24 protein-coding genes are annotated in these 19930 nt (G+C 65.9%); 10 read left to right on the forward strand and 14 right to left on the reverse strand.

Going from position 1 to position 19930, the window contains the following annotated elements; translation table 11 throughout:
* Positions 1–6 precede the first annotated feature (6 nt).
* Positions 7–309 carry a Rossmann fold domain-containing protein gene (locus AB5I39_RS14320; protein WP_404368210.1) on the forward strand — a complete coding sequence of 101 codons (303 nt, stop codon included), beginning with the start codon at positions 7–9 and terminating at the stop codon, positions 307–309.
* 6 nt (positions 310–315) lie between these two features.
* On the opposite strand, the gene AB5I39_RS14325 is transcribed toward AB5I39_RS14320, so the two are convergent.
* Complete coding sequence (locus AB5I39_RS14325; RefSeq protein ID WP_404368213.1) at positions 316–1167, reverse strand: hypothetical protein; 852 nt, start codon at positions 1165–1167, stop codon at positions 316–318.
* Between the two features lie 225 nt (positions 1168–1392).
* Between AB5I39_RS14325 and AB5I39_RS14330 the strand changes: the two genes are divergently transcribed.
* The 5 genes from AB5I39_RS14330 to AB5I39_RS14350 all read left to right on the forward strand — a co-directional run bounded on the left by AB5I39_RS14330 (position 1393) and on the right by AB5I39_RS14350 (position 4488).
* Positions 1393–2058, forward strand: a complete 666-nt coding sequence (locus tag AB5I39_RS14330) for an energy transducer TonB (protein WP_404368216.1) — start codon at positions 1393–1395, stop codon at positions 2056–2058.
* 64 nt (positions 2059–2122) lie between these two features.
* The gene (locus AB5I39_RS14335) at positions 2123–2914 is read left to right on the forward strand and encodes a MotA/TolQ/ExbB proton channel family protein (protein WP_404368219.1); all 792 of its coding nucleotides are present in this window, start codon (positions 2123–2125) and stop codon (positions 2912–2914) included.
* Positions 2915–3009: 95 nt separating this feature from the next.
* Complete coding sequence (locus AB5I39_RS14340) at positions 3010–3489, forward strand: ExbD/TolR family protein (protein WP_404368222.1); 480 nt, start codon at positions 3010–3012, stop codon at positions 3487–3489.
* 30 nt (positions 3490–3519) lie between these two features.
* The gene (locus tag AB5I39_RS14345) at positions 3520–3948 is read left to right on the forward strand and encodes an ExbD/TolR family protein (protein ID WP_404368225.1); all 429 of its coding nucleotides are present in this window, start codon (positions 3520–3522) and stop codon (positions 3946–3948) included.
* A 180-nt stretch (positions 3949–4128) separates the two neighbouring features.
* Positions 4129–4488: a tetratricopeptide repeat protein gene (locus AB5I39_RS14350; protein ID WP_404368228.1), complete on the forward strand. Its 360-nt coding sequence runs from the start codon at positions 4129–4131 to the stop codon at positions 4486–4488.
* Positions 4489–4528: 40 nt separating this feature from the next.
* Here the strand turns inward: AB5I39_RS14350 and dcd are convergent, their stop codons facing one another.
* From dcd to AB5I39_RS14385, 7 genes are all read right to left on the reverse strand, one after another.
* Positions 4529–5083, reverse strand: a complete 555-nt coding sequence (dcd, locus tag AB5I39_RS14355; RefSeq protein ID WP_404368231.1) for a dCTP deaminase — start codon at positions 5081–5083, stop codon at positions 4529–4531.
* Between the two features lie 72 nt (positions 5084–5155).
* Complete coding sequence (locus AB5I39_RS14360) at positions 5156–6313, reverse strand: serine hydrolase domain-containing protein (protein WP_404368234.1); 1158 nt, start codon at positions 6311–6313, stop codon at positions 5156–5158.
* 11 nt (positions 6314–6324) lie between these two features.
* The gene (locus AB5I39_RS14365) at positions 6325–6789 is read right to left on the reverse strand and encodes a cytidine deaminase (protein WP_404368236.1); all 465 of its coding nucleotides are present in this window, start codon (positions 6787–6789) and stop codon (positions 6325–6327) included.
* Positions 6786–7475: a GH25 family lysozyme gene (locus AB5I39_RS14370; RefSeq protein WP_404368239.1), complete on the reverse strand. Its 690-nt coding sequence runs from the start codon at positions 7473–7475 to the stop codon at positions 6786–6788. The genes AB5I39_RS14365 and AB5I39_RS14370 overlap by 4 nt, the downstream gene beginning before the upstream one ends.
* A 27-nt stretch (positions 7476–7502) precedes the next feature.
* A complete protein-coding gene (locus AB5I39_RS14375) occupies positions 7503–7985 on the reverse strand; it encodes a UPF0262 family protein (protein ID WP_404368242.1) in 483 nt (160 codons plus the stop codon).
* A 77-nt stretch (positions 7986–8062) separates the two neighbouring features.
* Positions 8063–8374: a hypothetical protein gene (locus AB5I39_RS14380; protein WP_404368245.1), complete on the reverse strand. Its 312-nt coding sequence runs from the start codon at positions 8372–8374 to the stop codon at positions 8063–8065.
* Positions 8371–8568: a hypothetical protein gene (locus AB5I39_RS14385; RefSeq protein ID WP_404368247.1), complete on the reverse strand. Its 198-nt coding sequence runs from the start codon at positions 8566–8568 to the stop codon at positions 8371–8373. The genes AB5I39_RS14380 and AB5I39_RS14385 overlap by 4 nt, the downstream gene beginning before the upstream one ends.
* Before the next feature lie 90 nt (positions 8569–8658).
* Between AB5I39_RS14385 and AB5I39_RS14390 the strand changes: the two genes are divergently transcribed.
* The gene (locus tag AB5I39_RS14390; protein ID WP_404368250.1) at positions 8659–9276 is read left to right on the forward strand and encodes a helix-turn-helix transcriptional regulator; all 618 of its coding nucleotides are present in this window, start codon (positions 8659–8661) and stop codon (positions 9274–9276) included.
* Between the two features lie 86 nt (positions 9277–9362).
* Here the strand turns inward: AB5I39_RS14390 and AB5I39_RS14395 are convergent, their stop codons facing one another.
* The 4 genes from AB5I39_RS14395 to AB5I39_RS14410 all read right to left on the reverse strand — a co-directional run bounded on the left by AB5I39_RS14395 (position 9363) and on the right by AB5I39_RS14410 (position 11061).
* Positions 9363–9500: a hypothetical protein gene (locus AB5I39_RS14395; RefSeq protein WP_404368253.1), complete on the reverse strand. Its 138-nt coding sequence runs from the start codon at positions 9498–9500 to the stop codon at positions 9363–9365.
* A gap of 22 nt (positions 9501–9522) precedes the next feature.
* Complete coding sequence (locus AB5I39_RS14400) at positions 9523–10470, reverse strand: hypothetical protein (protein ID WP_404368256.1); 948 nt, start codon at positions 10468–10470, stop codon at positions 9523–9525.
* A gap of 110 nt (positions 10471–10580) precedes the next feature.
* Entirely contained in the window at positions 10581–10748 is a 168-nt protein-coding gene (locus AB5I39_RS14405) for a hypothetical protein (protein ID WP_404368259.1), read from the reverse strand.
* Positions 10749–10878: 130 nt separating this feature from the next.
* Positions 10879–11061, reverse strand: a complete 183-nt coding sequence (locus AB5I39_RS14410) for a hypothetical protein (protein WP_404368262.1) — start codon at positions 11059–11061, stop codon at positions 10879–10881.
* A 177-nt stretch (positions 11062–11238) separates the two neighbouring features.
* On the opposite strand from AB5I39_RS14410, the gene AB5I39_RS14415 reads away from it, so the two are divergent.
* Genes AB5I39_RS14415 through AB5I39_RS14425 form a run of 3 tightly spaced genes read left to right on the forward strand, consistent with a single transcriptional unit; the run spans position 11239 to position 17629 of the window.
* Complete coding sequence (locus AB5I39_RS14415; protein ID WP_404368265.1) at positions 11239–11451, forward strand: hypothetical protein; 213 nt, start codon at positions 11239–11241, stop codon at positions 11449–11451.
* 44 nt (positions 11452–11495) lie between these two features.
* Positions 11496–13472 (forward strand): autotransporter assembly complex family protein, encoded by a 1977-nt coding sequence (locus AB5I39_RS14420; RefSeq protein ID WP_404368267.1) that lies wholly within the window; start codon positions 11496–11498, stop codon positions 13470–13472.
* Positions 13469–17629 carry a translocation/assembly module TamB domain-containing protein gene (locus tag AB5I39_RS14425; RefSeq protein ID WP_404368270.1) on the forward strand — a complete coding sequence of 1387 codons (4161 nt, stop codon included), beginning with the start codon at positions 13469–13471 and terminating at the stop codon, positions 17627–17629. The genes AB5I39_RS14420 and AB5I39_RS14425 overlap by 4 nt, the downstream gene beginning before the upstream one ends.
* A 6-nt stretch (positions 17630–17635) precedes the next feature.
* Here the strand turns inward: AB5I39_RS14425 and AB5I39_RS14430 are convergent, their stop codons facing one another.
* Together AB5I39_RS14430 and AB5I39_RS14435 are read right to left on the reverse strand one after the other, a co-directional pair.
* On the reverse strand, positions 17636–18475 hold the full coding sequence (locus tag AB5I39_RS14430; protein ID WP_404368272.1) for a RimK family alpha-L-glutamate ligase: 840 nt from the start codon (positions 18473–18475) through the stop codon (positions 17636–17638).
* Positions 18476–18477: 2 nt separating this feature from the next.
* A complete protein-coding gene (locus tag AB5I39_RS14435) occupies positions 18478–19902 on the reverse strand; it encodes an aldehyde dehydrogenase family protein (RefSeq protein WP_404368275.1) in 1425 nt (474 codons plus the stop codon).
* Positions 19903–19930 lie beyond the last annotated feature (28 nt).

Below are 19930 nucleotides of genomic sequence, written 5' to 3' on the forward strand. Positions count from 1 at the left end.
GCGGCAGTGACGCAGGCGATTGGCGCGAATGTGGCGCTGGTCTTCCCGCGAGGCGCTGCCGATCTCGCGGCGGTGCCCGATGCGGTCGCGGTCGCGCTGTTGGTCATCGCATCCGATGTGCCCGACCTCGATCGCGCGATGGTGCTTGCGGCGATAGGCCCACTCGCCGCCGCTCGCGCGCCTGCGCAACGGATCGCGGCGATCGACGTGGCGCCGGGGGCGGACGAGGCGGATGTGGTCGCCGCCGCGCGCTTCCTTGCCGGGGCCGAATCGAGCACCGGCCAAGCGCTGCGTATCACCGCACGCTGAGCGTCTTTACGGCCGTCCGCCGCGATCGCACGTGCCGAGCGTCTGCACCACCAACGCATAATCCTCGCGCGCGATTTCCGCGTCAGCGCCGGTCGACCTGATCACCGTATCGGGCAAGGTCGGCGGCAGCGTGCAGGCGAGCCGGTACCACAACAGCGTGTCGCGCGGCGGCGGTGGGTTGCCTTCTCCGACGACTTCACCCAGCGCGACCGACCAATGCCGGGGCTGATCGGTGCGCCGCACGATGCCGATCGAAATGGGCCGGTCATCCTCGGTGGTCAGAAAGATTCGCGTTTCCCCTTCACCCGGAATGTTACCGGGAGTGTGGAATGCGTTGCCGATTCCTGTGATCGTCGGTGGCGCATCGGGGGCCAGTGTCTCGGCCACGATGCGGCGGGTGAGGGCGTCTCCCGCTGCGGACCAGCTGCGCTGCCCGTCCGCACGGACGAGCTGGATCTGTCCGGCATTGCCGGGCACGCCACGCGCGAACAGCAGGACTCGCGCCTTGCGATAGCGCGGCGGTCGGCCGCGCGCATCGAGCGGCACGTCAATTGTATACCCTACGCGCGCCGCAATCGCACCGGGTGCGCGAATCAGTGCCAGCACATCGGCCTCTATATAGAGCCGCGCATCGCCCGGCCTGAGGCCCGGCGCGTCGAGCGTTTTAAGGCGGATTTCGTTGCGGATCGTCGCGTCGATGACCACCGGCGCCGCCACGACCAAATCCGCATAATCGGCATAGGGGAGCGCTGGAGGCGTATTTTGTTGTGGTATTATAACGGGTTGCTGGGCAAAGAGTGCGGATGCGGGGAGAACGGCGAGCAGCGCCGCCAGCGCGGATTTAGGAACGTGGATCATTGCTAAGCGTTACTCGCCCATGACGTTTTTATATAGAAATAATTCTGCCACGCAGGGATTGTACGTTTGTTGCGTGAGACAAAGCGTTTGCGTCGCGGTTTTGAGCGCGATAGAGGTTTACCCCTGTCCAGGATACATAGTCGCCCAGTGACAGCCCGGATAACGATTGGACGTTACGGATCGGCTTGGAGCCGTCGTGCCGGAATAGAGGAGTTTCGTTTCTGAATGGCTTACGCTGATCGCAATACAAGTGGCAGCCGCGTCGTATCGATCGTGATCGTCTCGATCGTGGTCGCGGTGCTGTGCTACGGCTTCGTAAACGGTCTGACCTTCTCCTACGTGAAGAAGATGACCGAAAAGCTAAACACGTTCGACGTCGTCGAACCGCCACCCCCACCTCCGGAAACGCCACCGCCGCCGCCGCCTGAGCAGCCGCAGTTGCAGACCCCGCCGGTCGTCTCGCCTCCGCCGCTGGTGCGGGTGCAGTCGCCGCCGCCTCCGGTGATTTCGCAGGCTACCATTCCACCACCATCTCCTCCCCAGCCGCTCGCCGCTGCGCCGGCTCCGGTTCCGGTTCCAGCCCCGCCAGCGATCAGCAAGGCGGCCGGTGCTAAAGGCGATCCGTCGCAATGGGTTACCACCGACGACTATCCGTCGGATGCCCTGAGCGCGGAAGCGCAGGGTACCTCCCGCATCAAGTGGGAAATCAATACCGCCGGACGCGTCGAAAACTGCGTCGTGGTCGCTTCCAGCGGCAACGCTTCGCTTGATCGTGCGGCGTGCGCGAACATTACCCGCCGCGGTCGGTATACGCCCGCACTTGATGCCGCGGGCAATCCGATGCGCTCTTCTTCCGGACGCAACGTCGTCTGGCGCTTGCCCGAACAATAAGACTTTGTGTGAGCGGTAAGCCGCTCTGCTGCCCGATTATTTTTTCGAGAAGGAACCACCTCTGATGTCCACGCAAATCCTCGCCGCCGGTCAAAGCGCCGCCGACCAATTCGGCGTTTTCAACGCTCTTGCCCAGGGCGGCGCGCTGACGATCGTCACAGCCAGCATCCTTGGCATCATGCTGTTCGGTTCGCTCTACATCCTGTTCACGAAGCTGTTCGAGCAGCAGAAGATCATCAACCAGGGCCAGCGCGTCCGTGCGACGTTCTGGACCGCCAACTCGCTCCGTGAAGGTGCGGCCAAGCTCGAGAAGAACTCGGCTTACAAGCAGATCGTGGACGACGGCATCTACGCACAGGAGCAGCATTCGCGTCTGACCGATCCGGTCGAAGCGCATGACTGGGTGCACGGTTCGCTCGCGCGTTCGGAAGCAGCCATCAACTCGCAGCTGGGCGGCGGTCTCGCCTTCCTCGCCACGACGGGCGCAACCGCACCGTTCATCGGTCTGTTCGGTACCGTCGTCGGCATTCTGCGCGCTCTGATCAAGATCGCGCAGTCGGGCGACGCCTCGCTCGACAAGGTCGCAGGCCCGGTCGGTGAAGCACTGATCATGACCGCCGTCGGTCTCGTCGTCGCGGTTCCGGCCGTGCTGGCCTACAACTTCCTGCAGCGCCGCAACAAGGCGATCGCGGAGCGTCTCAGCGCTTTCTCGAACGACGTGCTCGGCTATCTCGCTTCGGACGGCGCAGTGCGCCCGGTCGTTGCGGGCAAGGCACCTGCTGCTGCAAAGCCTGCTGCGGCGAAGCCGGCAACGACGACCGCTGGCCAAGCCGGTGGTGTTCAGACGCGCGTCTAAAAGCCTTTGAACGAGGTCGCCCGGCGGGCGACCTCGCTTCCCTCGCTGTCCGGGGTCTCCGGGCAGCATGAACGATACGAATAGGATGGCCTTTTATGGCAATGAGTGTAGGCGGCGGCGACGAAGACGCCCCAATGTCCGACATCAACACCACGCCATTGGTGGACGTCATGTTGGTCATGCTCATCATCTTCCTGATCACGATCCCGGCGATCGTGCAGACGGTGAAGGTGAAGCTGCCCGACGTCCGCTACATGCCGACGGAAACCAAGCCCGAGAACGTCTCGCTTTCGATCATGGCCGATACCGGCGGCAACTGCCTGGTCTATTGGGGTGAGACGCGCGTGACGCATGAGGAACTGCTCAAGCGTTCGACCGACAAGCTCAAGGAAATCGTCGACAAGGCCGGCGGTGCCGACAAATTGACGACCGACGATCTGCCCGAGGCGCATATCCGCGGCGACGTGAACACGCCGTATCGTTGCATCGGCGGTGCCATCTACACGATGCAGCAGGCCGGTTTCGCCAAGGTCGGCTTCATCTCGCAGCCGCCGGCCCCCACCGCAGCGTCTTAATGCGTGCGTTAGCACCAAGGAGTATTTGATATGGCAATCAGCGCCGGCCGCGGTGATGACGAGCCGATGATGGATATGAACACGACGCCGCTGATCGACGTCATGCTCGTGCTTCTCATCATGTTCATCATCACCATCCCGATCCAGACGCACGCGGTGAAGGTCGATCTGCCGATCAACGACCCGAACCAGACCAAGCCGCTGATCGACCCGCAAAAGAACAAGATCGTCATTCAGCCGGACGGGGTCATTCTGTGGAATGGCGCGCCGACCGACGAGGCGACGCTGCAGCAGTATCTGGTCGCGACGAAGTCGCTCAACCCGGAGCCGGAGTTGCATTTCCAGCCCGATCCTGCAGCACGCTACGAGAAGGTCGACAAGGTGCTTGCGATCATCAAGCGGTCCGAAGTGACCAAGCTTGGCTTCATCGGCAACGAGCAGTTCCGCAACGATTTCTGATCGTTACGCAAGCTCGTACCCAATTAGGGCGGTCCTTCGGGGCCGCCCTTTTTGTTTGTCCGCCAGGACCGCAGCCTAAGGAGAATTCCGGATTCGAAACGTCTTGCCTACCATTCATAGAAGTGACACAACACTGTAACAAATATGAAACCGTATCGTCACGGAAGGACAGGAGGCTTTATGAACATTGCTCGCTTCGGCTGCATCGCCACCGCCGCCGCGCTCTTCGGCTCAACCGCTGCACTCGCCGATGAAGGCAATGGCGCGGTCCAGATCATGAAAGGTGATTACGCGTCCGCCGAACGGATCATTCAGACGCAGACGAAGATGTTTCCCGGCGATCCGGATCTGCTGCTCAACCTGGCATCGGTCTACCGGCACACCGGCCGCGTGAGCGAAGCGCGCTCCCTGTATCGTGCCGTGCTGGCGCGGCCCGACGAGATGATGGATCTGCCCAATGCGGCAGAGCCGCGCACCGCACACACGCTCGCCAAGGCCGCGCTCGGCAGCATGGAGGCGACGCAGCTTACCGCACGCTGATGATGTCGGCGGCGCGCAGTCGCGCCGCCCGCCAACCGGCCTAAAGCCGGGGCAGGGTCACGCCGCGCTGGCCCATATATTTGCCGGCACGGTCGGCATAGCTGACTTCGCACGGCTCGTTGCCTTGCAGGAACAGGAATTGGCAGGCGCCTTCATTGGCGTAGATCTTCGCTGGCAGCGGGGTCGTGTTCGAGAATTCCAACGTGACATGCCCCTCCCAGCCGGGCTCCAGCGGCGTCACGTTTACGATGATCCCGCAGCGCGCATAGGTCGATTTGCCGAGGCAGATGACCAACACGTCGCGGGGAACGCGGAAATATTCGACCGTTCGCGCCAGAGCGAAGCTGTTTGGCGGAATGATGCAGCAATCGGTTTTGCGATCGACGAAGCTGTTCGACGCAAAATCCTTTGGATCGACGATGACGCTGTCGATGTTGGTGAAGACCTTGAATTCGTCCGAAACGCGCGCGTCATAGCCGTAGGAGGACAGGCCGTAGCTGATGCAGCCGTCACGCTTCTGGCCGTCGACGAACGGCTCGATCATGCCGTTGGTGAGCGCCTGCTCGCGGATCCAGCGGTCGGACAGGATGGACATTGTTCGGCTCCCTTTGGCTAACGCTTCTTGCGGCTCCGCGTCCATTGGGCAAGGGGCGACCGCGATCCGTTCCTACCGGCCCGCCACGGCTTGCGGCCCGTACTCCCAAGCCCAGGGCGCTCCGGTTTCGCCGAGAACCGCGCGGATCAAGCGCGGGAACAGAGGCTCGGCGCGCACATCGTTCGACAGGATGACGACACAGCGTTTGCCGCGTTCGACACAGACCCAGGTGTTCCCGGTCGAATCGTTATGCCCGCCCTTGTAGAAGCCCGGTCCCTGCGGTCCGCGGAAGGTAACCACGCCAAGACCTGCGGATAAATCCTGTATGCGGGCCGCCACCGGCAGTTCCGGCTGGAACGTGGGGAATTGCGTGGCGGTGGTGATCGGCAGTTGCGGCCGCACCATCTCGGCGCGCATCGCCTTGCTCAGCCCTTGGCCGCGCATGAAGGCCGCGGCGAAGCGCGCGAAATCGGTGATCGTCGTGTCCATCGATCCCGCGGCGCGGACCTTGCTGCGCTCATCATGCGGCTCGCCCGACCCGTCCAGCTTCCAACCATCGGCCAGATTCGCCGCGAAGTCGGGGCGCCATGTCATGCTCGTGTGCGTCATGCCGAACGGCGTGAAAACACGGGCCTGCATCTCCTTGCCGAGATCGAAGCCAAGCCCCCGTTCGAGTACGAATTGCAGCAGGATCATGCCGTCGCCCGAATACGCGTAGCGGGTGCCTGGGTCGAAATGGATGCGCAGTTTCCGGTCGGGTTCGAGGAAGCCGAAATTGGCGAAGCCGCCCGCGTGCTGCAGGAGGATGCGGGGCGTCAGTTTGCGCCAGCGTTCGTCTCCGGCCAGACCGCTCCAATCGGCGTAGCGACCCTCCACGCCGGTATAGTCAGGCAGCGGTTTTTTCAGATAGGTGGCGATCGAGGTGTCGAGATCGATGTGCTTCTCGGCGGCGAGTTGCAGCACGGTGAAGGCGAACACCGCCTTGGTGAGCGACGCACCATACATGACTGTGTCCGGGGTCAGCGGGTCGCCCTTGGCATTGCGCGCGCCCCAGGTCCGTACCGAGACGATCTTGCCACGATCGATGACCGCCAGCGCCAATCCCTTCGCGCCGGTTTCCGCCATGCCAGCGCGTACCTGTTCGTCGAGCGTATCGAGCTTGACCTGCGCGCGGGATGCGGCCGGCGCGAGGAGAAGCGCGCTTGCGAGTAGTGCCGCCAATACCCGCATATCCGGTCCCCTTACAGAATGGCACCCAATCCCAGATCGGCCGGGCCGAAGGCCTGCGGCAGCAGCTCCGACAACGCGTAACGGTCAACCGCGTCGCCCTCCGCGGCGCCGCAGTAGACGGCCACATCGCGGCCACCCATTTGCGCGGCTTCGTTGATGATCTGGCGGCAGCGCCCGCATGGGCCGACCGGGGCGATGCCGGTCGGGCGGCCCGCATCGTCCATCGCCCCGCCGATCACGCCGATCGCCACGACCTCCCGCAGGTCGCCCGCGCTGCTGACGCTCGCGAGTGCGACCGTCTCGGCGCAGAGCGAGAGGCCGTAGCTGGCATTTTCGAAATTGGCGGCGGTCACGATCCGCCCGTCGGTCAGCAGCACCGCGGCACCGACCGCGAAGCGCGAATAGGGAGCGTGGGCGTTGAGTGCCGCGGTACGTGCGGCCGCGATGAGAGTGCGGCCGGTTTCTTCGTCATTCATGGTGCCACCACGTTCCAATGGACCGGCCCTTCGACACCGTCGATTCGCCGAATGCCGCTTGCTTGCCACATCCGCCAGGGTCGTGCCGGATATTCCGGCGGAAAGAAATCCTGCACCGCCCAGACCGGGCGCGGGAGCGCGGCGGTGACGCCATAGGCCGCCTCGAACGGCTTGCTGATCTTGAGCAGCACGGGTTTGCCGGTGTGCGCCTCGACCATCGTGAGGAAGCGGCGGAGTTCGTCGACCACCACGCGCGGCTCGGGCCGGGAGGTGCAATCGGGCGCGAAGTCGATCTCGACCGCCGCGGGCAGGGCGTCGCGGGTGCGGGGCACGGTGGTGTTGAAATTGTTGGCTTGGTCGGTCGCGAGCTTGCACAGCGAATAGGCGTGCATCGCCCCGCGACGCAGCCCGGCTTCATGGACGCCCGCCCAATTCGCCTCGAACCGTGGATCGCGCATCGCGGCGCCGCTGGTCGCGCGGACATAGGCGAAGTCCGCGCCGTCCTTGCGCACCGTCCACCAATCGACCGGGCCATTGGCGTCGGACACGTCCACGCCCTGGAACGGAAAGCGATCCGACGGTCGCCAATGCCAGGCAAGCGTCACCGCCCCGAACGCCGCGAGCCCAATCCCGACCAGCGATGCCGACACTTGCGCGATCCGTCTGTTCCACAGGCGGACACTCACCGATTCAACCCCCGCATTACGCCCCGATTATGATTTGATGTGCAACACGCAGATCAGCGTGAACAAGCGGCGGGCGGTGTCGAAATCGATGTCGATCTTGCCCTCCAGCCGTTCCTTGAGCAGCTCTGCCGCCTCGTTGTGGATGCCGCGCCGCGCCATGTCTACCGTCTCGATATGGTCGGGTGTCGCATTTCGGATCGCCTGGTAATAGCTGTCGCAGATCGCGAAATAGTCTTTGATCGGGCGGCGGAAGCGGCCCATGCCGAGGACGTAGGTCTCGAGATGGGTACCATCCTCGCGGTGAATCGCGATGCCGAGCCGCCCTTCCTCGACCGCGAGTTCGATCTTGTAGGGCCCGGCGTACCCGTCGGGATAGGTCTTTTGCGGGGCGAAATAATTGCCCTCGATCAGATCGAAGATCGCGATTCGGCGCTCCTGCTCGATATCCGCCGAGCGCCACAGGATCGTGCGTTCGTCGAGGGTCACGGCAATGATGCGCGGATCGGACATCGCCTAGCCGTAGCGGGGGCGGGCGCGGGGGACAATCCATGTGGAAAGTGACGAAAGTGCCACTCAGAACGCTTTTTTCAGGTTTCCACGGTGAGCGCCTCGACGGTCGCCGCGATGCGGCCGGCGGTGCAGTGGCGCGCCACTATCGCAAGATCGGCGATGAGATGGCCACGAATCGGGAGATTCGCTTCGGGTAAGGCATCGAGCCAGTGTGCGAAGTCGGTGTCGTCCGGCCCGCCGAGCGACAGGCGATGGCGCGCGCCGACAAAGGTGGCGCTGGCCCAGCGCGTCGATTGTTCGAGCGTGAGCGTGACCGCATACCCGACACGCCGCGCATCGCGCTCGATCGCGCGGCGGACCAGCGTGCCCGCATCCGGACCGCGGCTCATGGGCGCTGCTCCGGGGGCGTGGCATCGTGCGTGGCGAGGAACGCCTCGATCCGCCGCACCATGCGCGGCCCCGGTTCGCGTCCACGCCGCAGATCATCGACCAGCCGCGGATCGCGCACCGCAAGCCGCCCGAACTTGGTCCGCGGCATCGCCGTGGCCTTTAGATAGCGATCGATTTTCACCAATACCGACATGCCCTTCGCTCCTTCGATTCTCGCGGCATGTTCATGATCTGTTCCATTTTCCAACTTGTCTAGGAAATTTCCTAGGACTATCGTGCGGTGATGGATGGTGGTGATCCTCGGGCGCGGCTGCAGGCGCTGATCGATGCTGACGGGGTGAGTTTCACCGCGCTGTCGCGGATGTTGCGGCGCAACGACGCATACCTGCAGCAATATGTGAGGCGCGGGACGCCGCGCGTGCTGGCCGAGCGCGACCGGGCTTTGCTGGCGGCCTATTTTCGAATCGACGAGGCTGAACTGGGCGCGTCGGCGCGGCCGAGGATGGCGGTGATCCGGCGGATTGATATCGAGGCTTCGGCTGGCCCCGGGGCAATCGGCGGCGATGATCCGAGCGCCGCGCCGATGCTGCTCGACCCGCGCCTGATCGAGACGCTGGGGCTGGACCCGGCCCACGCCGCGATGCTGCGGGCACGAGGCGATTCGATGGAGCCGACCATTGCCGACGGCGATCAGATCGTGGTGGACGAGCGCGATCGGCGGATCACCGCGACGCCGGCGATCTTCGTGTTGCGGCTGGAGGGAGCGCTCCTGGTCAAACGCGTGACGCGGGTAGGGAAGCGCGTATGCGTGACGAGCGACAACCCGGCCTATCCGCCATTCGAGACGGACAGTGCGGAGATCATCGGGCGGGTGGTCTGGCTATCGCGGGTTATGCGATGAGCGATGGTGATCTGCTGGCGATGCGATGGTGCAACGTGATCTGAGCGGTGCCCGCGGCACAGCGAGGCAGGCACCGCCGGGTTGGATCAGGACGGGCCGGAAGTCGGGCTTTCGTACGGATCGGCAGGCTTGCTGGTCTTCAACTCGACATTTGGGTCGATCACCGTCGGCGCGGTCCAGGCGCGCTTGCCCGCCGCTGCGCAATCGGCGACGATCTGCGTCATCAGGCGCCGGTCGCGCGACCGTTTACAGACAGGACAGCGCGACGGACCTGGCGCGCAGGTCGAAGGTGACCGACGAGCATGACCGGAGATAATCGGTCCCGAGCGTCATGTGATAGGTCGGCTTTTTCTTCTTGTTTGCGGTGACGACGATTTCGTCCGGATCGGGCACGATGGTCGCATCGGGGATGCTCGATCTGGCTTCCGGGCGGATCCGCACCGCGACATTGCCGACGTCGAGGCCGTCGATCGACAAGGGCCGTGCGAGAACCAGGCGTCGTCCGGGCCGGTTCTTGCCGTTGAACAAGGCGTAGATGACGGGATCTCCGCTGAGTACGCCGCCATAATGATCTGCCAGCAATTTTCCGGTCGATGCGTTGACGAGCGTGTCAGCACGATCGAGGTTGAAATCCACACCGACGCGTTCGCCCGCGATCTCCATTTCGAACGTGGCGGTGACCAGCCCGAAGAAGGGGAAACTGCGCAGGGGGTGCGTGATGATGCGCTCGCCCGGTGCCGGGTCGTGGCGTTTGAAGCGAACGACATCGTAGCCGATGCCGGTCGGCCCGACGACTCCGTCAAAGCCGGTAAAGTCGTTCCGATTGGTCCATAAGGCGCGCTGGCGCTTTTTCTTGCTGCCATATTGGCCCCGGATGATCTTCGATCGGATCGTGACCTTTTCGCCCTCCTCGGTCTTGCCAGTGCCGCCGAAAGGGCCGGATTTGAGATCGAGTTCGGTCGCGAGGCTGCTGTTGTAGATCGGCCATTTGAGGGCGTCGGCGGCGACCTTTACGGTTGCGGTCTTGCCGTTGAGCACGATCGGCATCGTGTAATCGCCCGATAGTTCGATCGTCTTCGATGTTTTCGCGGCGCGTTCGGCCTGAGCGTCGGCCGCCGCCGGGTCTCGTGCCGGCAAGGCGAGGGTCAGCAGGGCAAGCATTGCGCCGCCGAACCGTATGGCGTTTGCGTTCATCGGCAATGTCCCTGCAGCGTCTGGTTCCTGCGCCAGGACGATATCACACTCTCCGGCGCGAGAGTGACAGCGCCCGAACGACCATGCGGTCGGGCGCTGTATCTTTCGGATCAGGAAGGGCCGACGTTCGTGCCAGATTGCGACGTTTCGCCGCTCAGAAAGTTCTTCTGCGTATCCCCGGCCTCGCCGGCGATGATACTTGGCGTGTTCCATACGCGCTTGGATGCAACCGTGTTTTCCGAAGCCGATGCAGAAGCCACGAATTCTGAAGTGATCATACTTTCCCCATGTACTGGACAATCGGGCCATGCGCTCCGGTCTGTCATCGAGCGGCTATTTGCCGCACTGCGGTATAGCGCGCTGCACGAGCGCCTCAAGTACAAGGTCGCGCCGTGCCTCGGGCGGGCGCTATTTCCGCAAATCGAGCAGCCACATCACGCACGAAATCGCGACGCCGGTCGCGAGCCCGATCAGGAAGCCGCGCGTTGGGCCGACGGCGGTGAACAGGCCGATCGCGGTGCCGAGGATCGATCCGATTGCGATGAGCGCGCCGCCGGCGAGCGGATAGCGAGGGGGAGTGGTGCGTGCCATTTCGGCGCTGTGCCATGTCCCGCCGCAGGACGCCAGCGTCCCATCGCGGGAGCGGCGGATCGATATGGGAGAAACCATTAACCGCTACGACCCGCCGCGTGCCGCGTTTCGCGGCATCTGGCACGAAGCGTGAAGCCAGCGCTCGAAAAGCTTTGGCCAGTTCTTCGCGGAGTTCCAATGTCGTACATGCCGTATCTCGCCGACCGGGCGGAACTGAGCGATGCCACCGATCTGATCACGATGTTCGGTGACGAAGCCGGGCTGGAGGCGGCGGCGCGGGCGGATCGCAGTCGTGACCTGGGCAATTACCTGCATTTCTGCCGCTGGCGGCAAATCGAGCGGCTGATCGTGCTGCTCTCGGTCGAGCGCGCGGTCGGCACGGTTCATTGATCCGAAGCATTGCCGGAGTCGCGCGGTCCCCCTAGGACAGCGGCATGGCATTGTCGGTCGAGCGGCGGGGCGCGTTGCTGATCGCCGCCGGAATTTTCTATGCTGGATGCGCCCCGAACGGTGCCGTGGCGCAAGTGCGCCCGGCCGATCCGGCGCCTGCGCAGCCTGCCGCGCCGGGGCCACTCGATCCGCAATCGCCGATGGCAGAGCTCCCGGGACTGGGCGTTGCCTGGCCTGATCTGACAAAGGCACCCGAGGAGCCGGTCGACCCGCAGGCCCAGGCCGCGCTGACCGGAGAGACACGCTACGACTATCGCATCGACGGGATCGACGCGGTGGCGAGCACGCTGCTGAAGGATCGATTCGCGCAGCTTTCCACGCTGAAGGCCAACATCAAGGAAAGCGCCAACGCCGCGCAGCTCGATCGTCGGGCGCGTGAGGATGCGACGTTGCTGACGACCTTGCTGCGTTCCGAAGGCTATTATGACGCGCGCGTGGTGACGCGTGTCGAACCGAGCGCGACGCGGCCGCTGGTCGTGCTCGATGCGGATCCCGGCACGCTCTACAAGTTTCAGGGCGTTACCGTCGCCGGGATCGATGCGGCCGGGGAAAAGGCCGAGGCGTTGCGCAAGGCGTTCGGCGTGACATCCGGCGATGCGGTCAATTCCGATGTGGTCGCGGCGGGCGAGACCAGCCTGCGCAACAGCATCGCCGATGGCGGTTTCCCGTTCGCGGTGATCGGTGATCCGCAGATCGTGGTCGATCGCGCCGCACGCACCGCGACGCTCGACATGGCGGTGGTGCCCGGGGGAGAGCGGCGGTTCGGGCAGGTGACGATGACGTCGGGCACCAAGCTGTTCGACGCCCGCCATGTGCAGGACATCGCGCGTTTTACGCCGGGGCAGCCCTATGACGCCTCGGCGCTGGTCGATCTGCGGCGTGCGCTGATCCAGACCGGGCTGGTCTCCACCGTCAAGGTCGAGCCGGTCGAGGGCAAGGAGCCGGGCACGGTCGATATCGCGGTCGGGCTGGAGCCTGCGCCGCCGCATACGATCGCGGGGCAGCTCGGCTATGGCACGGGCGAGGGCGCGAGGGCCGAGATCAGCTGGACGCATCGGAACCTCTTCCCGCCCGAGGGGGCGCTGACGTTGCGCGGGGTGCTCGGCACGCGGGAACAGCTCGCCAGCGCGATCTTCCGCCGCAACAATTTCCACGGGCGCGATCGGATTCTGACCGCGTCGCTGACCGCATCGAACCTGACGCGCGATGCGTATCAGGCGCGCACCTTCGGGCTGGCGGGCAGCCTGGAGCGGCAGACCAACATTTTCTTTCAGAAGAAATGGACATGGTCGGTGGGCGGCGAACTGCTCGCGTCGGAGGAGCGCGACGTGGATGCCTCGACCGGCGCACCCAGGCGGCGAACCTATTTCATCGGCGCGCTGCCGACGACGCTCAGCTATGACGGATCGGACGATCTGCTCGATCCGACGCGCGGGTTTCGCCTGAGCGGGCGGCTGTCGCCCGAACTGTCGCTGGAGGGGAATGCGTTCGGCTATGCGCGGCTTCAGGTCGATGCGAGCGCGTATCGCACCGTGGCGACCGGCGCGGTGCTGGCCGGGCGCGTGCGGCTCGGCACGATCGCCGGTGCGCCGCGCGATGCGGTCGCGCCGTCGCGGCGTTTTTATGCGGGCGGCGGGGCTTCGGTGCGCGGCTATAGCTATCAGGGGATCGGCCCGCGCGACCCCAACAACGTGCCGATCGGTGGACGCAGCCTTGCCGAATTTTCGATCGAGGCGCGCGTCAAGGCGTTCGGCAATTTCGGCGTGGTGCCCTTCTTCGACGGCGGCAACATCTCCACCGGCACCTTGCCGAGCTTTAGCGACCTGCGCTTCGGGGCTGGCCTGGGCGTGCGATACTATTCGAACTTCGGGCCGATCCGCATCGACGTGGGCACGCCGCTCAACCCGCAAAAGGGCGATGCGCGCGTGGCGGTCTATGTCTCTTTGGGGCAGGCGTTTTGAGCGACGACGCGGCCGCGCCCCCCTCGACGCCGGTCAAGCGACGGCGCTGGGGGCGGATCGCGCTCGCGGTGCTGGTGGCGCCGGTGTTGCTGGCGCTGGCGGCGATCGGCCTGATGGACACGAGCATCGGGCATCGTTTTCTGACCGACAGCATCGCGGGCATGAAGCCGTCCAATGGCCTGCGCTACAGCATCGGGCGGATCGACGGGTCGATTTACGGCAAGGCGGTGCTGATCGACGTGCGGGTGCGCGACCGGAAGGGGCTGGTGTTCGCCACGCCGCGGGCGGAGCTCGACTGGGCACCGCTGCGTTACTTCGTCAACCGGCTCGACATCACCAGCCTCCACGTGCCGCGCGCGACACTGGCGCGGCTGCCCGAGTTGATTCCTTCGGGCAAGAAGGGCCCAATCCTGCCGGGGTTCGACATTCGAATCGGATCGCTGGCGATCGATCGGCTCGTCGTCGCGCCGCCGGTGACCGGAGTGCAGCGCGTTGGCCGAATCAAAGCGCGCGCCGATATCCACGCGGGCCGCGCCCTGGTCGATCTGGCGGCGGTGGTGGCGGGCAGCGACGCGTTGCGCGTCCATCTCGACGCCGAACCCGATCGTAATCGGCTCGAACTCGATGCGCACGCGCGGGGCAGTGCGGCCGGCGTGCTCGCCAAGCTGTCGGGCTTTGCCAGGCCGATCGCGCTCGATGTGTCGGGCAAGGGGACCTGGGCCGCGTGGCGCGGGGCGGCGGTGGCCGATGTCGGGACGGTGCGGCTGGCCGATCTGACGATGTCCAATCAGGCGGGCCGCTATGCGCTGTCGGGGGTGCTGACGCCGTCACCGCTGGCGCATGGCAAGCTGCAACGGCTAACCGCGCCGCGCGTGCTGGTGCAGGGTGGGGGCACGCTGGTGGACCGGCAATTGGCGGGCACGCTGTCGCTGCGCTCGGCTGCGCTTGCGGTGACGGCGGATGGCACGCTCGATCTGGCGGAGAGCGCGTTTCGCACGGTGCGGCTCCACGCGACCTTGCTCCAGCCGTCCGCCTTGTTCCCCAACATGACAGGGCGCGCGATCGAATTGCGCGCGATCCTCGATGGGACCTTTGCCACCGCCGCGTTCGATTATCGCCTGACGGCGCAGCGCTTCGCGTTCGACAATACCGGGTTCGAGGATGCGCGCGCGGCGGGGCGCGGGCGTTTCTCGAAGGCTCCGGTCCTCGTGCCGATCCGCTTTACCGCCGCTCGCGTGACGGGGGTGGGCGATGTCGCGGGCGGGATTTTGCGCAACCTGACGCTCGATGGCGTGCTGCGCGTGACGTCGAAGCTCGTCACGGGTGACGATCTGAAACTGTCGTCGGACAAGTTGAACGGCCGGATCAACCTGCTGCTCGATCTCACCGATGGCCGCTATGACATTGGAATCAATGGCGGTCTTGGGCGCTACATGATTCCCGGTCTCGGGCTGGTGCAGGTCAAGACCGAGCTGAAGGTCGTGCCGGGGCCGGGCGGGCGCGGCACGCGGGTGATCGGGCAGGGCAGCGCGCAGATGCTGACGCTGGAGAATGCGTTCTTCCGCTCGCTGGCGGGCGGGTTGCCCAGGCTGGTGACGGGGCTGGAGCGGACGCCCGATGGCGTGCTGCACCTCAACAATCTCGTGCTGACCGGGCCGCAGATCCGCATCACCGGAAACGGCATCCGGCGGCGCGACGGGACGTTCCATTTCGAAGGTGTGGGGCAGCAGGCGACCTATGGCCCGCTGACGATCAAGCTGGACGGCAAGATCGACCGGCCGACGCTCGACCTGGTGTTCAAGCGACCCAACGAGACGATGGGGTTGAGCGATGTTGTCGCGCACCTCGACCCCACGGCGGAGGGCTTTGCCTTCACCGCGCGCGGCGGATCGCGGCTGGGGGAGTTCACGGGTAACGGCGCGATCCTGCTGCCGAGGGGCGGCGGCGGGACGATCTCCATCGCCGATCTGGCGGTAAGCGGTGCGCACGCCAAGGGGGCGCTGGCGATCGTGCCGGGCGGTTTCGACGGGCGGCTGGCGGTTGCTGGCGGTGGGCTGGGCGGTGAATTGCTGTTCCGCCCGGTTGACGGGAATCAGCGGATCGAGGCGCATCTCGACGCGGCCGCCGCGAAGCTGGCCGATACGATAACGGTGCGGCGCGCGCATCTCGATGCGGTGGCGTTGCTCGATCCGGCGGGCACATCGATCGAGGCGAACCTGACCGGGGGTGGCCTAAGGCGCGGTGCGCTGGTGATCGGGCGCTTTGCCGCGCGGGCGAGCCTGCGTGGCGGTACCGGAAGCATTACTGCGTCGATCGCCGGATCGCGCGGGCGGGCGTTCGATATCCAGTCGGTCGTCCAGGTGACGCCCGCCCGCTATGAGGTGTCGGCGCAGGGAACGCTCGACCGGCGCCCGCTGAAGCTGGTGACGCCGGCGGTCTTCACGCGCGATGGCGATGGCTGGCGGCTGGCCCCCACTGAGCTGGCTTTTGCCGGGGGCGACGCCAAGCTGTCGGGGCGCTTCACCGGCGGATCGAGCGCGATCGATGCGACGCTGGCGCGGATGCCGTTGTCGATCCTCGACATCGGCTATCCGGGGCTGGGGCTGGGCGGCAGCGCGTCGGGCACGCTGTCCTATGCGCAAGGGGGCGGGGCGGCACCGACCGGCAAGATCGACATGACGGTGCGTGGGCTGACGCGGTCAGGGCTGATCCTGTCCTCGCGCCCGGTGGATGTCGGGATATCGGGGCTGCTCTCGGCCGACCGGATTGCTGCGCGCGCGGTGGCGGCAACCGGAGGCAAAACCGTCGGGCGGGCGCAGATGCTGCTGACCTTGCCAGCCGGCGGGGGCTTGGCGGAGCGCGTGCAGAGGGCGGGCGTGTTCGGGCAACTCCGCTACGACGGCGCAGCCGATACGCTGTGGCGGCTGACCGGTGTGGAATTGTTCGATCTGACCGGCCCGGTCGCGATCGGCGCAGACGTTGGCGGGACGGTGGCGAACCCGCAGATCAAGGGCGTCGTGGAGGCGAACGGTGCCAAGATCGAAAGCACGGTGACGGGCACGGTGCTCACGAACGTGCAGGCACATGGGCAGTTCGCGGGATCGCGGCTGACACTTGACCGCTTTGCGGCGGATGCGGGCAAGGGCGGGCGGGTGACCGGGACCGGTAGCTTCGACTTCGCCGCACCCAAGGGGATCGGGCTCGATCTGACGGTGCAGGCCGACCGCGCGGTGATGATCGCGCGTGACGATATCGGCGCGACGGTCACCGGCCCGCTGCGCTTCCAGTCGGACGGGGCGGGCGGCACGATCTCGGGCGATCTGCGGCTCGACAAGAGCCGGTATCGGCTTGGCCAGGCAAGTGCGGCGAGCGCTGTGCCGCAGCTCAACATCCGCGAAATCAACGTGCCCGGCGGCGGTGAGGAGGACGATAGTCCCCGCGTGCCGTGGACGCTGGCGATCAAGGCGCGCGCGCCGAACCAGTTGCTGGTGACCGGCCTTGGTTTGCGCAGCGAATGGTCGGCCGATCTGATGATCGGCGGCGCACCCGACAATCCGGCGATCACCGGCCGCGCCGATCTGGTGCGCGGGACCTATGATTTCGCCGGGCGCACCTTTGCGCTGGAACGCGGCAAGATCCTGTTTGCGGGCGAGGTTCCGGCCAACCCCGCACTCGACATCGTCGCCAATGCCAATGCCAGCGGGCTAAATGCGTCGATCAACGTCACCGGGCCGGCACAGAAGCCCGAGATCACCTTCGCCAGCGTGCCCGCGCTGCCGCAGGACGAACTGCTGTCGCGCCTGTTGTTCGGCACTTCGATTACCAAGCTGTCCGCGCCCGAGGCGCTGCAACTCGCCTCTGCAGTAGCGGCGCTGCAGAACGGCAAGGGCGGATTGGACCCGATCAACGCGGTACGGCGGGTGACCGGACTCGACCGGCTTCGGTTCGTTTCCGCCGACCCGACCACCGGGCAGGGCACTTCGATCGCCGCGGGCAAATATATCACGCGGCGCTTCTATGCCGAAATCGTGACCGATGGCGCTGGCTATTCCGCGACGCAGGTGGAGTTCCAGGTGACGCGCTGGCTGTCGGTGCTCTCCAGCATCTCGACGCTCGGGCGGCAAAGCGCCAACGTGCGGGTGTCGAAGGACTATTGAGCGCGGTTAGCGCAGTGCCTCCGACAACGCCGTCGCCAGCCGGTGGGGCGCGTCGGGGGCGAGGTCGCTGTAGAGATCGGGTTCGATCGCCTCGACCTCGATCAGGGCGAGCCTGCCATCTGCGCGGCGGAGCAGGTCGATGCGGGCGTAGAGCGGGGCATGGGGGAGGGCGGCGAGCGCCGCGTCGAACACCGCCATCGCCTCGGCATCCGGGTCGTAGCGGGTGAAGCGCCCGCCGAATTGCGGCTGGATGCGGAAATCGCCGCCGGTCGCCACTTTCCGCGCGGCGTGGCTGAAACGGCCGCCGATCGCGAAGAGCGAGAGTTCTCCTTCCTCGGCGATCGCGGGGAGTAAGGGTTGCAGGATGGCGTCGCCGAGCGGGGTCACGGCCTCGCCGCGGCGAATGCGGACCGTGTGGTGGCTGCCCGCCGAGACCTGCGGCTTCACCACCAGTTCGTCGCAGGCGAAGGCGTCGAACGCGGCGGCGACGCTGGCGTCGTCGGCGCGGCCGAAGTGGCTCGGCACGATCGGCACCCCCGCCGTCGCGAGTTCCTGAAGGTAGGTTTTCCGTGTGTTCCACCGCAGCAGCGCGGGAGGGTTGAACAGCGGCTGGTCGGCTGGCCAAGCATCGAGCAGTGCTTCCCACCGCGCGACGTCGAAATGATAGCCCCAGGCGAACAGCGCGAGCGTCGCGTCCGCGTCGCCGGGGCCGAGGTCCCACGGACGCGGGGTGAGCGCCACCCCCGCGCCGGTGAATGCCGTAACGAACGGCACGGCAAGGTCGGCGGCGACCGCGTCGTACGGACTGCCCGCGACGGGCATCAGCAGGTCGACGCGGACGTGCACGCTCAGGCCGGTTCGCCGATGATCGCCTTCACTTCCATGAAGTCGGTCAGGCCGTATTTGCCGCCCTCGCGCCCATTGCCCGATTGCTTGTAGCCGCCGAACGGCGCGCCGCCGCCGCCGGCCCAAGCGTTGATCGTGACCATCCCGGCACGCAGCCGCGGTGCGACCTTCGCCGCCGCCGCCGGATCACCAGAGATCGTCGCCGACAGGCCGTATTCGGTGTCGTTCGCCATCGCGATCGCCTCTTCGCCGTCGCGATAGGTGGTGATCGTCGCGACGGGGCCGAAGGTTTCCTCGCGATAGATGCGCATGTCGGGCGTCACGTCGGCGAGCAGCGTCGGCTTGACGAAATAGCCCGCGTTGCGACCGTCAGGGCGACCGGTGCCGCCGGTGACGAGCGTCGCACCCTCGTCGATCGCGGATTGGATCAGGCCCTGGATCTTCTCGAACTGCGCCTTGTTGACGACCGGGCCGATGTGCGCGCCCATCACGTTCGCCGCATCGACGGTGGTCGCGTCGAGGATCGACTTGGCGACCTCCGTTGCTTGCGCCACCTGGCTTTCGTGGACGAGCAGGCGGGTCGGCGCGATGCAGCTTTGCCCGCTGTTCGCCAGCACGCCGTGCAACGTCGGCGGCAGGACAGCGGCAAGATCGGCCCCCTCCAGCACCAGATTAGGAGCCTTGCCGCCCAGTTCCTGATGGACGCGCTTGACTGTGGCCGCGGCGGCCTGTGCCACCGCAATGCCTGCGCGGGTCGAGCCGGTGAAGCTGACCATATCGACGTCGCGGTGGCTCGACAGCGACGCACCGACGCCGGGGCCATCGCCGTTGACGAGGTTGAACACGCCCGCCGGAACGCCCGCCTTGTCGAGGATTGCGGCGAGGATCATCGCGCAGCCCGGTGCTTCTTCCGAGGGCTTCAGCACCATCGTGTCGCCGGCCGCGAGCGCGGGTGCGACCTTCGCGCAAATCTGGTTGAGCGGCCAGTTCCACGGGGTGATCATCGCGACCACGCCAAGCGGTTCGTGCACCACGCGCGCCTTGCCGACGCGTTCCTCGAACTGGAAGTCCTTCAGCGCGGCGAGCGTGCTCATGAAATGGCCGAGCCCGGCGGGGGCCTGTGCCGCGGTGGCGAAGCCGATCGGCGCACCCATTTCCTCGCTGGTCGCGGCGGCGAGATCAGGAATCCGCGCCTTGTATTCGGCGATGATGCGCTCGAGCAAAGCGATGCGATCCTCGACGCTGGTCTGCGAATAGCTTTCGAACGCGCGGCGGGCGGCGGCGACCGCCTTGTCGACATCGGCCTTCGACCCGAGCGTGATCTCGCTGACCGGCTGTTCGGTCGAAGGGTCGATCACCTGATGCCGCGTGCCGCCTTCGCTTGCCACCCAGGCGCCATCGATAAAGTGGTTGAGGTAGCTTTTCATCGCGGCTCTCCTGGTTTCGAAGTTTCGG

It is taken from the genome of Sphingomonas sp. MMS24-J45 (assembly GCF_044881195.1).
Taxonomy (GTDB): domain Bacteria; phylum Pseudomonadota; class Alphaproteobacteria; order Sphingomonadales; family Sphingomonadaceae; genus Sphingomonas.

Bases quoted from the DNA above. Each gene is read 5' to 3' on its own strand.
- AB5I39_RS14395 (WP_404368253.1), bottom strand. From the start codon at position 9,500: ATGACGCAGATCGTCGCCGATTGCGCAGCGGCGGGCAAGCGCGCCTGG.
- AB5I39_RS14410 (WP_404368262.1), bottom strand. From the start codon at position 11,061: ATGGCACGCACCACTCCCCCTCGCTATCCGCTCGCCGGCGGCGCGCTC.
- AB5I39_RS14380 (WP_404368245.1), bottom strand. From the start codon at position 8,374: ATGAGCCGCGGTCCGGATGCGGGCACGCTGGTCCGCCGCGCGATCGAG.
- AB5I39_RS14400 (WP_404368256.1), bottom strand. From the start codon at position 10,470: ATGAACGCAAACGCCATACGGTTCGGCGGCGCAATGCTTGCCCTGCTG.
- AB5I39_RS14435 (WP_404368275.1), bottom strand. From the start codon at position 19,902: ATGAAAAGCTACCTCAACCACTTTATCGATGGCGCCTGGGTGGCAAGC.
- AB5I39_RS14335 (WP_404368219.1), top strand. From the start codon at position 2,123: ATGTCCACGCAAATCCTCGCCGCCGGTCAAAGCGCCGCCGACCAATTC.
- AB5I39_RS14415 (WP_404368265.1), top strand. From the start codon at position 11,239: ATGTCGTACATGCCGTATCTCGCCGACCGGGCGGAACTGAGCGATGCC.
- AB5I39_RS14420 (WP_404368267.1), top strand. From the start codon at position 11,496: ATGGCATTGTCGGTCGAGCGGCGGGGCGCGTTGCTGATCGCCGCCGGA.
- AB5I39_RS14385 (WP_404368247.1), bottom strand. From the start codon at position 8,568: ATGTCGGTATTGGTGAAAATCGATCGCTATCTAAAGGCCACGGCGATG.
- AB5I39_RS14350 (WP_404368228.1), top strand. From the start codon at position 4,129: ATGAACATTGCTCGCTTCGGCTGCATCGCCACCGCCGCCGCGCTCTTC.
- AB5I39_RS14325 (WP_404368213.1), bottom strand. From the start codon at position 1,167: ATGATCCACGTTCCTAAATCCGCGCTGGCGGCGCTGCTCGCCGTTCTC.
- AB5I39_RS14340 (WP_404368222.1), top strand. From the start codon at position 3,010: ATGGCAATGAGTGTAGGCGGCGGCGACGAAGACGCCCCAATGTCCGAC.
- AB5I39_RS14375 (WP_404368242.1), bottom strand. From the start codon at position 7,985: ATGTCCGATCCGCGCATCATTGCCGTGACCCTCGACGAACGCACGATC.
- AB5I39_RS14390 (WP_404368250.1), top strand. From the start codon at position 8,659: ATGGATGGTGGTGATCCTCGGGCGCGGCTGCAGGCGCTGATCGATGCT.
- AB5I39_RS14345 (WP_404368225.1), top strand. From the start codon at position 3,520: ATGGCAATCAGCGCCGGCCGCGGTGATGACGAGCCGATGATGGATATG.
- dcd (WP_404368231.1), bottom strand. From the start codon at position 5,083: ATGTCCATCCTGTCCGACCGCTGGATCCGCGAGCAGGCGCTCACCAAC.
- AB5I39_RS14360 (WP_404368234.1), bottom strand. From the start codon at position 6,313: ATGCGGGTATTGGCGGCACTACTCGCAAGCGCGCTTCTCCTCGCGCCG.
- AB5I39_RS14405 (WP_404368259.1), bottom strand. From the start codon at position 10,748: ATGATCACTTCAGAATTCGTGGCTTCTGCATCGGCTTCGGAAAACACG.
- AB5I39_RS14330 (WP_404368216.1), top strand. From the start codon at position 1,393: ATGGCTTACGCTGATCGCAATACAAGTGGCAGCCGCGTCGTATCGATC.
- AB5I39_RS14365 (WP_404368236.1), bottom strand. From the start codon at position 6,789: ATGAATGACGAAGAAACCGGCCGCACTCTCATCGCGGCCGCACGTACC.